At 69.1% G+C, this 11,534-nt stretch carries 10 protein-coding genes; 7 read left to right on the forward strand and 3 right to left on the reverse strand.

The window, feature by feature from the left end:
- Positions 1–199: 199 nt before the first annotated feature.
- The 5 genes from ACT3S2_RS04355 (at position 200) to ACT3S2_RS04375 (ending at position 4,755) form a co-directional block, all read left to right on the forward strand.
- Positions 200–1,471 carry an Nramp family divalent metal transporter gene (locus ACT3S2_RS04355; RefSeq protein ID WP_444554307.1) on the forward strand — a complete coding sequence of 424 codons (1,272 nt, stop codon included), beginning with the start codon at positions 200–202 and terminating at the stop codon, positions 1,469–1,471.
- Positions 1,472–1,624: 153 nt separating this feature from the next.
- Entirely contained in the window at positions 1,625–2,284 is a 660-nt protein-coding gene (locus tag ACT3S2_RS04360; RefSeq protein ID WP_444554306.1) for a DUF4303 domain-containing protein, read from the forward strand.
- A 61-nt stretch (positions 2,285–2,345) separates the two neighbouring features.
- Positions 2,346–4,013, forward strand: a complete 1,668-nt coding sequence (gene purH / locus ACT3S2_RS04365; protein WP_444554305.1) for a bifunctional phosphoribosylaminoimidazolecarboxamide formyltransferase/IMP cyclohydrolase — start codon at positions 2,346–2,348, stop codon at positions 4,011–4,013.
- A 170-nt stretch (positions 4,014–4,183) separates the two neighbouring features.
- Positions 4,184–4,447, forward strand: coding sequence for a hypothetical protein (locus ACT3S2_RS04370; RefSeq protein WP_444554304.1), 264 nt, complete (start codon positions 4,184–4,186; stop codon positions 4,445–4,447).
- A 41-nt stretch (positions 4,448–4,488) separates the two neighbouring features.
- Positions 4,489–4,755: a hypothetical protein gene (locus tag ACT3S2_RS04375; RefSeq protein WP_444554303.1), complete on the forward strand. Its 267-nt coding sequence runs from the start codon at positions 4,489–4,491 to the stop codon at positions 4,753–4,755.
- On the opposite strand, the gene ACT3S2_RS04380 is transcribed toward ACT3S2_RS04375, so the two are convergent.
- Positions 4,752–5,687, reverse strand: coding sequence for an N-acetylglucosamine kinase (locus ACT3S2_RS04380; protein WP_444554302.1), 936 nt, complete (start codon positions 5,685–5,687; stop codon positions 4,752–4,754). The genes ACT3S2_RS04375 and ACT3S2_RS04380 overlap by 4 nt on opposite strands.
- 215 nt (positions 5,688–5,902) lie before the next feature.
- Here ACT3S2_RS04380 and ACT3S2_RS04385 point away from each other — a divergent pair, with 215 nt between their 5' ends.
- Together ACT3S2_RS04385 and ACT3S2_RS04390 are read left to right on the forward strand one after the other, a co-directional pair.
- Positions 5,903–6,484, forward strand: coding sequence for a DUF6318 family protein (locus tag ACT3S2_RS04385; protein ID WP_444561313.1), 582 nt, complete (start codon positions 5,903–5,905; stop codon positions 6,482–6,484).
- Positions 6,485–6,588: 104 nt separating this feature from the next.
- On the forward strand, positions 6,589–8,820 hold the full coding sequence (locus ACT3S2_RS04390; RefSeq protein ID WP_444561314.1) for an NADP-dependent isocitrate dehydrogenase: 2,232 nt from the start codon (positions 6,589–6,591) through the stop codon (positions 8,818–8,820).
- Between the two features lie 148 nt (positions 8,821–8,968).
- Here ACT3S2_RS04390 and ACT3S2_RS04395 read toward each other — a convergent pair whose 3' ends face one another.
- Complete coding sequence (locus ACT3S2_RS04395; protein ID WP_444561315.1) at positions 8,969–10,642, reverse strand: dipeptide ABC transporter ATP-binding protein; 1,674 nt, start codon at positions 10,640–10,642, stop codon at positions 8,969–8,971.
- Positions 10,639–11,532 carry an ABC transporter permease gene (locus ACT3S2_RS04400; protein WP_444561316.1) on the reverse strand — a complete coding sequence of 298 codons (894 nt, stop codon included), beginning with the start codon at positions 11,530–11,532 and terminating at the stop codon, positions 10,639–10,641. Before ACT3S2_RS04400 ends, ACT3S2_RS04395 begins: the two co-directional genes overlap by 4 nt.
- Positions 11,533–11,534 lie beyond the last annotated feature (2 nt).

Below are 11,534 nucleotides of genomic sequence, written 5' to 3' on the forward strand. Positions count from 1 at the left end.
AGGTCCTCTGGCGATGGTGCAGGTCGGGTGGGAGGCGGAGCTGTTCCGGTCCCGGCCGGACCGCCCGATCCCAGATTAGCCGGTGGGCCGCAACCGGGCCGGGCGACACGTCTGTCACCACGGTGGTGAAGGCCCTACAGTATGTGTGAACTACATCACCATAGGCGCTCCGCGGGGGTGCCCGAAGGGACGGACCGCCATGGCAGAAGACCCGGCCGGGAAACACGGCGAACTCGAGACGCCCAAGAAGTGGAAGGTCATTGGTCCCGGGCTCATCGTCGCCGCCACCGGCGTGGGGGCCGCCGATATGGTGGCCACCCTGGTGGCCGGCTCCAAATTCGGCTACGGGCTGTTGTGGGCGCTGGTCGTCGGCGTCATCCTGAAGATCGTGCTGGTGGAAGGAGCCGGACGCTTCTCGCTAGCCTCGGGCCAGACGATCTTCGAGGGGTGGCGCTCATTGGGCCGGTGGCCCGTCTGGTATTTCGGGCCCTACATCATCATCTGGGGGTTCATCTACGGGGCCTCGGCCATGGCCTCGACGGCGCTGCCGTTGGCCGCCCTGTTCCCTGCGGTGCCGCAGATCGTGTTCGCCCTGGGCACCGGGCTGGCCGGATTCCTGCTGGTGTGGTTCAACCGGTATGCGGTGTTCGAGAAGATCACCGCCGCGTTGGTCGGGCTGATGTTCATCACGATCGTCGGGCTGGCCATCATCGCGGTCCCCGACGTGCCGGCCATGCTCGCCGGGCTGGTTCCGCGCCTGCCGGAGGGGTCGGTGCTCTATACGCTCGCGCTCGCCGGCGGGGTCGGTGGCACGATCACCTTGGCCGCCTATGGCTATTGGCTGCGGGAGAAGGGCTGGGTGAAGCCCGGATGGATGCGGGTGATGCGCCTGGACAACACCATGGCCTACGTCATCACCGGGATCTTCGTGATCTCCATGATGATCGTCGGTGCCGAGGTCGTCGCGGCCGCAGGAGTGACCCTCGATGCCAAGGACAAGGGCCTGCTGGACCTCAGCGAGGTGCTCAAGGACAAATACGGGGACTTCATCGGTTCCGCGTTCCTGGTGGGCTTCTTCGCCGCGGCCTTCTCCTCGGTCATGGGCGTCTGGAACGGCGTCTCGCTGATGTTCGCCGATTTCTGGGGCAACATCCGCGGCAAGGGATCCGACCACCCCGATTCCCGGGCCCACGGCAAGTACTTCCGCTTCTACCTGCTCTGGCTGACCTTTCCCCCGATGCTCCTGCTGCTGATCGGCAAACCGATCGCCCTGGTGCTGGCCTACGGTGTCCTGGGGGCGATGTTCATGCCGTTCCTGGCCATCACGCTGCTGCCGCTGCTGAACACCGACCGGGTGCCGCGCGAATGGCGCAACCGGTGGCATACCAACACGGCCCTGGTGATCTGTGCGGTGCTGTTCATCTGGCTCGGCGTCTACAAGCTGGTCACCACGATCATGGATTTCTTCTAGGAACCGGGCCCTCCGGCGGCTCCATGGCCATGACTGCCGAAAAAGCAAGGCCTTATCAGCCGCGCCCGACGGGGGTAGGCTCTGGTCATGGGAGTGGATTGGACGGCTTTGGAAGAGGCAATCCGGCGATCGGCATTGCGACAGGCCCGGGACGTGATCGAGAATCACCCGGACCACGAGTTCTATGCGATCGCACTGTCGGGGGTCTCCACCGACCCGGCCGAGCCCATCGAACTACCGGTGCTGGCCTTGAACTCCGAACAGGCGTTGGACCGCGACGGGGACTCCGTGGAGGAGGACCTGGGGGTCGGCGACGAACCCGAGGAGACCGAAGAGGACGGCGACGGCCCCGACCCGCTGAACACCGGCCATGAGGACGACGGCGACGATGCGGAGGACACCGCCGAGGATTCGGCGGACGACGACGATTCCGACGGATTCGACGTCGACGGGGAACTGGCCCAGCTCGAAGCCGAAGGCGAAGCCGCGGAATCCGGGGCCAGCTACTACTCGTCCCGCTGGAACCCGCCGGAATGGCACTGGTGCTCGATGGAGCTCTTCGACGAATCCGCCGCCGTGCTGTGGCGCGAGGCGTTGACCCGGGTCGCCGAATCCTCCGGCTGGGAGGAAACGCTCCGGCGCTACTACGAATTGCTGCTCACCGTCGTCGAAGACCTGCGCGTGGAACTGGCCCACGGCCGCAATGCGGAGATCGTCGCCTATGTCGCCGATGACGACCACGCCGACGCCCTGCTGCGCAGGAGCCTGACCCCCGAGCAGCTCTCACGTCATTTCCCCGACCTCGTCTCCTGAAGCCCGGCTGCGGGCCGGTAGGGTTGTGAACGCCCCAACCGATGATTCCCGGGAGTTCCTTGTGAGCCAGACCGTCCTTGACCGTGTTCCTCTTCGCCGTGCACTGATTTCCGTCTACGACAAGACGGGGCTCGAAGACCTCGCCCGTGGCCTGCACGAGGCGGGGGTTTCCCTCGTCTCCACCGGCTCGACCGCGAAGAAGATCGCCGCCGCCGGGGTGCCGGTGACGGAGGTATCCGAGGTCACCGGCTTCCAGGAATGCCTCGACGGCCGGGTGAAGACCCTGCACCCGCGCGTGCATGCCGGGATCCTGGCGGACCGCCGCCTGCCCGAGCACATGGACCAGCTGACCGAGATGGGCATCGAACCCTTCGATCTGGTCGTGGTGAACCTCTACCCGTTCGTGGACACCGTCGCCTCCGGTGCCGGTCAGGACGAGGTCGTGGAACAGATCGACATCGGTGGCCCCTCGATGGTCCGCGCCGCCGCGAAGAACCACCCTTCCGTGGCCGTGGTCGTGGATCCAACCAGCTACGGCGACGTCGTGTCGGCAGCCCGGGGCGGAGGCTTCGACCTGAAGACCCGCCGCCGGCTGGCCTCACTGGCCTTTGCCCATACCGCCGCCTACGACAACGCCGTCGCCAGCTGGACGGCAGCCCAGTTCGGCGATGACGAAGCCCCCGCCAAGTTCCCTCCCTACGCCGGGCTCGCGCTCGAACGCTCGGAGGGCCTGCGCTACGGGGAGAACCCGCACCAGGCCGCCGCACTCTATGTCGATACGGCAGCCCCCGCCGGCATCGCCCAGGCCGACCAGCTGCATGGCAAGGCCATGAGCTACAACAACTTCACCGACGCCGACGCCGCCCTGCGCGCGGCCTTCGACTTCGCCGAGCCGGCCGTGGCAGTCGTCAAGCATGCCAACCCCTGCGGTGTCGCCGTGGCCTCGGGCCACGCCGCGGACCCGATCGCCGATGCGCACCGCAAGGCCCACGCCTGCGACCCGGTCTCCGCCTACGGCGGAGTCATCGCCGCCAACCGGACCGTCACGGCGGGCATGGCCCAAACCATCAGGTCCATCTTCACCGAGGTCGTCATCGCCCCCGGCTTCGAGCCCGAGGCGTTGGAGATCCTCACGGCGAAGAAGAACATCCGCCTGCTGCAGCTGCCGGCCGGTTACGAACGCGATGGCGTCGAGTACAAGCAGATTTCCGGTGGCATGCTCCTGCAGGCTTCGGACCGGATCGATGCCGCCGGCGACGACCCGGCGAACTGGACGCTGGCCGCCGGCAGTGCCGCCGATGAGGCCACGCTGGCGGATCTGAACTTCGCCTGGCGGGCCATTCGTGCCGCCAAGTCCAATGCCATCCTGCTCGCCAGCGGCGGGGCCACCGTCGGGGTCGGCATGGGCCAGGTCAACCGGGTGGACTCCTGCAAACTGGCTGTCGAACGCGCCAACACGCTGGGGGTGGCCGTCGAATCCGACGTCGATGCCGCCGGCGGTGCGTCGGGAGTGGCAGCAGGAGCCCCCTCACCCGAGCGGGCCCGCGGGGCGGTGGCCGCCTCCGACGCCTTCTTCCCCTTCGCCGATGGGCTGCAGATCCTGCTCGATGCCGGGGTCAAGGCAGTGGTGCACCCCGGTGGGTCGATTCGAGACGAGGAAGTCGTCGCCGCGGCCAACGCCGCGGGGATCACCATGTACTTCACCGGGGCGCGACACTTCTTCCACTAGGAAGCGCGGCGATACCGCCGCCGGAACCCCCAGCGGCCGGTCCCCTCGAGCCAGGGGCCCGGCCGCTGCCGTATCCGGGGCGGGAGCGGCCGGGAAGTCATCCTCGGTGGGGATGACCCGTCCGCCCCGGAGTCGTACGCTGAAATGAACGCAGACCCGAAGGGGGCCTCATGTTCAGCATCATTGCCGCAGGTACAGCAACAGCAGCAGCGAGCGAAAACGGTTCGGGGAACCTCGTCGTCGGACTGGTGGTGGGGGCCGTCATCGTCCTGGGCGCCGCCGGATGGTTCCTGCGGCGCTACCTGGTGGCCCGCCGCCCGGCAGCCAGCCGGGAAGAACACGAAAGGCTCCGTGAAATGAACGGGGTGCGCCCCGAACAGAAGGTCGTCAACGACCAGACGACCGTGCGGCCGGTCCGCCGCGGGGGCATCTAGCCCGGTCCGGAAGGACCGGCGCAACAACAGCTGGGGGGAACATGCTCATCACCATCACCGGTGGCCTGTTGGCTGCTGCCGAAACCAGCGGAGATGATTCAAGCAATCTGGCCCTGGGCCTGCTGATCGGGGCCGTGGGCCTGGTCGGCGGCGTCTGGTGGATCGTGTACCGTTTCCGGGCCGCCCGGCGGCCGGCCGCCAGCCGGGCCGAGCATGAGATGCTCCGGGAGATCACCGCGGAGCGGCCGGAGCAAAGAGCCGTCCAGCGGGTGCGCCCCCGGGTCCGCCTGCGCCGGAGCGGATTCTAGTTCCGGGCCGTCAACACCTGGTGTGCCAGGGCCGAATCCGCGGGTAGGAACGGGAGCAGGGCCGCGCCCTGAAGCGAGGTGGCCGCGGGCTCACGCACCTGCAGATGCGGCCAGAGCGCCGCCAGCCGGGAGATGAGTTGGCTGCGGACGCGTTCCCCGCGCAGCACCCCACCGAGGAAGCAGACGGCCGGGGCCTCGGCCCGGTCCTGCCCCACCCGGCGCAACCCGGTGGAGACGGCCAGGGCCAGTTCCCGGGCCGCGTCATCACAGATCCGGCGGGACACTTCGTCGGTCGCGGCGAGCCGGGCCACCGTGGCGGCATAGGAGGCGGTGCGGCTGACGCGGTCCGGATCGCGTTGGAGTTCGACGTAGGCCTGGGCCAGATCGGGGAAATCGGCGCGCACCACCTCGGTCAGGGTGGTGGCGGGGCCGCGACCGTCGAAGTCGCGCATCACCGCGTCCAGGGCCGCCCGGCCCATCCAGTAGCCGCTGCCGGCGTCGCCCATGATGTAGCCCCAGCCGTCGATGCGCACCACCTCCGTGGCGCCCACGGCCAGGGTGACCGCGCCGGTCCCGGAGGCGATCACGGCGCCGGGGGAGTCACCCAGTGCCCCCAGGTATGAACTGACCGAATCGTGGGTGATGTGTACCGAGTGAACGCCGTAGCCGGTGGTGGCAGCCAACAGTGCCGGTGCCAGCCCCTCGCCGTCGGTCAGTCCCGACAGTCCCGCGGAGACGGTCCTGAAATCGTGGCCGGCCGCCTCGCGGGCCCGGGCGACGACGTCGGCGATCTGGCCGGCCAGCGGCCGGTCGGTGAGGATGCCCCGGAATTCAAGGACCTCGACGTCGGGGGAGGCGGTGCCATCGTCCTGGAGCACCTGGGCGCGGATGCCCGTTTGCCCGCCATCGATCGCCAAGGCCATTTCGGGCATGGGAGCCGTCCTTTGTTCGGTGGTGCCTCGGAGGGGACCCGGGGCCCGGACCATCATACCGATCCGTTGTGAGGTCGGACACGGTGCGGTCGCGGGAACCGCGGAATGTGTCGCATCCCACAACTAGTGGCCTGGGGCAACGGGATATGGTGGCGGTGACGGACGCCATGGCGGGCCGTCGGCACCGACCAACACCACTTCTGGAGTCATCGCATATGAAGTTCCCCCACGTCCTGGGCGCCGGAATCGCCGTCGCCGCAGCTTCCCTGGCCCTGGCCGGCTGTTCCGCCGGTGAACCGGCCGCCGATTCGTCCTCCTCCGCCTCCTCGGCCGAGGCGGCGATCGCCGCCCCGGAGACCAACGACCAGATGAAGGCCGAAGGGGCCGACGGGCTGTCGGCGACCACGTACTACTACTACGAGGCCATGTCCTACGCACTGCAGACGGGCCAGACCGATGACATGCTCGCGGTCACCGAGGACTGCACCGAATGCGAGGACGCCGCCGGGGCCATTGCCCGGGTGTACGACGACGAAGGCAGCATCGAGGGTGGGCAGCCCAAGCCGCAGGACGTGGTTGCGGTGGGCGAGGTCGACCAGGACGGCCAGCTGAGCGCCGTCGTGCCCTACATGGAGGATGCGAAGAAGGTCCTGGACAAGGACGGCGAGGTCGTGGAGGAAACCGAGTGGGATGCCGAGGGCACCACCTACACGGTGACCGCAAAATACGACGACGGTGCCTGGAAGATCACCGCGCTGAAGCACACCCCGGATGCGAGTGCCCCCGAGGACGAGTAGCCCCCGGGAATAGGGGCCCACGGGCCCTCTCGGGTAAGTTGGATACGTTGAGATCATCACGTTGATCTCCCCAAACCGTTGACCTTCAGGGAGATGCCTCACCCATGGCAAAGATTATCTACACCCACACCGACGAAGCGCCGATGCTGGCCACCTATTCCTTCCTGCCCATCGTCGAAGCCTTCGCCTCGACCGCCGGCGTCGAATTCGAGACCCGCGATATTTCGCTGGCCGGCCGCATCATCGCCCTCTTCGGTGACTTCCTGAGCGAGGACCAGCGCCAGAACGATGCGCTGGCCGAACTCGGCGCCCTGGCCCGGAAGCCCGAAGCGAACATCATCAAGCTGCCGAACATCAGTGCCTCCATGCCGCAGCTCAAGGCGGCCATCGCCGAACTGCAGTCGCAGGGCTACGCACTGCCGGACTACCCGAACAACCCGGCCTCCGACGAGGAAACGGACATCCGTTCACGCTACGACCGCATCAAGGGCTCCGCCGTGAACCCGGTGTTGCGCGAAGGCAACTCGGACCGCCGGGCCCCGCTGTCGGTGAAGAACTACGCCCGCAAGTACCCGCACTCCATGGGTGCCTGGTCCGCGGATTCGAAGACCAACGTCGCCACCATGGCCGACGGGGACTTCCGCGCCAACGAGAAGTCGGTCGTCATGGACTCCGATGACCGGATCGAGATCCGCTTCATCGCCCAGGACGGGACCGTCAAGGTCCTGAAGAAGGCCTTCGACGTGCTCAAGGGCGAGGTCATCGACGGAACCTTCATGTCCGCCGCGCAGCTCGACGCGTTCCTGGCCGACCAGGTCGCCCGTGCCAAGAAGGAAGGGGTGCTCTTCTCCGCCCACCTGAAGGCGACCATGATGAAGATCTCCGACCCCATCATCTTCGGCCACGTGGTCAAGGCGTTCTTCCCCGACCTCTTCGCCACCTATGGCGAGGACCTCGAAGCGGCCGGACTGAGCCCCAACCACGGCCTGGCCGCCATCCTCGGCGGACTCGAGGACCTCTCCGAAGAGGTGCGCGACGGGGTCAAGACCGCCATCGAGGACGGCCTGGCCAACGGGCCGGGCATCGCGATGGTCGATTCGACCAAGGGCATCACCAACCTGCACGTGCCCTCGGATGTCATCGTCGACGCCTCCATGCCGGCGATGATCCGCACCTCGGGCCACATGTGGGGCGCGGACGACGGCGAACACGACACCCTGGCCGTGCTGCCGGATAGCTCCTACGCCGGGGTCTACCAGGCCGTCGTCGAGGACTGCCGCGCCCACGGCGCCTACGACCCGACCACCATGGGCACCGTCCCCAACGTCGGGCTGATGGCCCAGGCAGCCGAGGAATACGGCAGCCACGACAAGACGTTCGAGATCGCCGGAGCAGGCACCGTGCAGATCGTGGATTCCGCCGACCGGGTCCTCATCGAGCACCAGGTCGAGCAGGGCGATATCTGGCGTGCCTGCCAGACCAAGGACACCCCGATCCGCGATTGGGTCAAGCTCGCCGTCACCCGGGCCCGCACCTCCGGGATGCCGGCGATCTTCTGGCTCGACGAGACCCGCGCCCACGACCGCAACCTGATCGCCAAGGTCACCGAGTACCTGGCCGATCACGACACCGAGGGCCTGTCGCTGCAGATCATGGCCCCCGTCGAGGCGACCACCTACACGCTGGAGCGCCTGCGTCGCGGCGAGGACACCATCTCGGTGTCCGGCAACGTGCTGCGCGACTACCTGACCGACCTCTTCCCGATCCTCGAGCTGGGCACCAGCGCGAAGATGCTATCGGTGGTCCCGCTGATCAACGGGGGCGGCCTCTTCGAGACCGGCGCCGGCGGTTCCGCGCCGAAGCACGTGGTGCAACTGCTGCAGGAAAACCACCTGCGCTGGGATTCGCTGGGTGAATTCCTGGCCCTGGCCGAATCCTTCGCCCACCTGTCCAGTTCCACGTCGAACGCCCGCGCCCAGGTGCTGGCCGACACCCTCGACGCCGCCACCGGCACGTTCCTGCTCGAGGACAAGTCGCCCAAGCGTAAGGTCGGGGAGCTCGACAACCGGGGCAGCCACTTCTACCTGGCCATGTACTGGGCCCAGGAGCTGGCCCGTCAGGAAGAGGATGTCGAGCTGGCCGCCGCCTTTGCCGAGGTGGCAAAGGACTTCGTGACCCACGAGGACGACATCAACGCCGAACTGCTCGGGGTCCAGGGTTCAGCCGTGGAGCTGGGCGGCTACTACCGTCCCTCCGACGAGTTGGCCCAGGCGGCCATGCGCCCCTCGGCCACGCTGAACCGCGTCCTGCAGTCCCTGGTCTCCAAGCTGGGCTAGGGCCTCGGCCACCGCTGCGGCGGCAGGACCACGACGGCGCGTGGCCCGATGACTTCCATCGGGCCACGCGCCGTGTGCGGTGCCGGGGGTCTTCGGCCCGGGGGAACCGCCTCGGGGAACCGCCCCGGGGGCGTTCCCGGCCGGTTGCTCAGCCGGTCGCCAGCGTGGGGGAGGCGGCCAGCAAGGCCCGGGTATAGGGGTGCTGCGGGGCGGCGAAGACCTCTTCGGTGGCCCCTGATTCGACGATGCGCCCCTGCCGCATCACCGCCAGCCGGTCGCTGACATGGCGTACGACGGCCAGATCGTGGGAAATGAACAGGTACCCCAACCCGAATCCGGCCTGCAGGTCATCGAGCAGGTCCAGGATCCTGGCCTGGACCGAGACATCCAGCGAGGACACGGGCTCATCGCAGATGAGCACCCGGGGTCCCGGGGCCAACGCCCGGGCGATCGCAACGCGTTGACGTTGGCCCCCGGAGAGGGTCCGTGGATGCCGTCCGGTCAGCCCCGGGGCCAGCCCGACCAGTTCCAACAGCGCCTCCGGGGAATCGGCGCCCCAGCCGCCGTCGGCCCCGGCCCCGCCACCGCGGACGGTCAGGGCATCGGCCAGGATGGCCCCGACGCGTCGGCGGGGATCGAAGGAACTCAACGCGTCCTGGTAGACGGCCCCGAGCAGTGGCCGGCGCGCCCGGCGGGAGGATTCCTTCCCCGGAACCCAGTCACCGCCGAACAGCTCGACCGTGCCTTCATCGGGTTCCTCCAAGCCCAGCAGGATCCGCGCCGTCGTGCTCTTGCCCGATCCGGAGGCGCCGACCAGGCCCAGCGTGCGCCCGGCTTCCACCCGCAGGCCCACATCATCCACGGCCCGGAAGTCCTCGCCTCCTTTGACCGCGAAGGTCCTCGACAGGTGCCTGGCCTCCAGCACCGTCCCCTGCGACGAACCAGGGCCCGACACCGGCCGCGGCTTCGACTCCGGCACGGGATCCAGCAAAGAGACCGGCTCCGGCGCCCCGGGATCCGCCGGTGCCACCGACAGGCGGGTGCCGCGGGGGCGACCGGCCGGAACGGCGCGCAGGAGCATCCTGGTGTATTCGTGCTCCGGGTGGGACAGGACCGTGGCGGTGGGACCCTGTTCGACGATCCTGCCCCCGCGCATGATGGCCACCCGGTCCGCCACCGAGGAGACCACCGCCAGATCGTGGCTGATCAGCAGCAGCGACGACCCCCCGGAGCGCAAGGAGGCCAGCACCCCGAGGACCTGGGCCTGGGATTCGGCATCCAGGGCCGTGGTGGGTTCGTCGGCGATGAGCAGCTCCGGATCCAAGGCCATCGCGGAGGCGATCAGCGCCCGTTGGCGCATGCCGCCGGAGAGTTCCCCGGCCCGCCGCCCGGCATCAACGGTCTGCAGTCCCATCGATTCCAGCAACCCGGCCACCCGGCGGCCCCGGGAGGCGGCGGAGAGGGAGGTGTGCAGGCGCAGCGAGTCGTCGATTTCCCGGCCGATGGTGCGCAGCGGGTCCAGCGAGACCAGCGCATCCTGGAGCACCAACCCGATCCGGGTTCCGCGCAGGCGCCGCCACTGCCGCGCGCCTGCCCCGTGCAGGGAGGCGCCGTCGAACTCCCACCGGCGGGCGTCCACCCGGGCGGCCCGGCCCGAGAGCCCCAACAGGGCCCGCGCGGTCACCGATTTACCCGACCCGGATTCTCCCACCAGGGCCAGGCATTCGCCCCGGCCTACGTCCAGGCCGACGTCGTGCACCACCGGGGTGCCGCCGAATCCGACCTGGAGCCCCTCGACCCGCAACAGCGATGGCCCGTTCATGCGCCGACCGCCCGTCGTTGGAGGGACCTGCCGAGTACAGTGCTGGCCGCCGCCGTGGCGACGATGGTCAGACCGGGGAAGAACGTCATCCACCAGGCGGAGCCCAGATAGGTGCGTCCCGCCGCGAGCATGGCGCCCCATTCGGGCGCCGGAGGGGCCTCGCCGAGCCCGAGGAAGCTCAACGCCGAGGCCCAGATGACTGCCTGGCCCACCCCCAGGGTCGCCAACACCAGGACGGGGCCCAAGGCATTGGGCAGCAGATGCCGGAACAGGATCTTCGCCGGATGGTGGCCCAGGACCCGGGCCGACTCGATCATCGCCGAGCCGCGCAGGGCCCTGGCCTGGGACCGGATGATCCGGGCGTAGCCCGGGGCGGTGGTCAGCCCCACGGCGACGATCGTGGTGGACACCCCGGGACCGGCCAACGCGATGAACACCAGGGCCAGGAGCAATCCGGGCAGCGCCAGCATCACTTCGACGAGGCGTCCGATCCCTGCGTCGAGCCAGCGTCCGCCCAGCCCGGAGGCCAGCCCCAGGACCAGGGCCAACCCCAGTCCCAGGGCGGTGGCCGCGGCCCCGATGAGCAACGAGGGCCGGGCCCCGTGGACCACGCGCGAATAGAGGTCCCGCCCCGATTCGTCGGTGCCGAACCAGTGGGAGAGGGAGGGGCTGGAGAAGGCGGCCCCGGGGTCGATGGCCAGCGGGTCGGTGGGCGCCAACCACCAGGGTACGACGGCGGCGAGGACCAGGAAGCAGGCGGTGGTTGCGGCGAGGGCCGGCAGGATGACCCCGGGGCCCGGCCAGCGGCGCGGGCCCGGCCGGCGGCGCGGGCCCGGACCGCGCGGGACCGGCCCCGGCAGGCGCGACCGGGTGGTAGACACGGGGGGCACCG

The sequence above is a fragment of the Arthrobacter sp. AOP36-A1-22 genome, from assembly GCF_052377615.1.
Classification (GTDB): Bacteria; Actinomycetota; Actinomycetes; order Actinomycetales; family Micrococcaceae; genus Arthrobacter_H.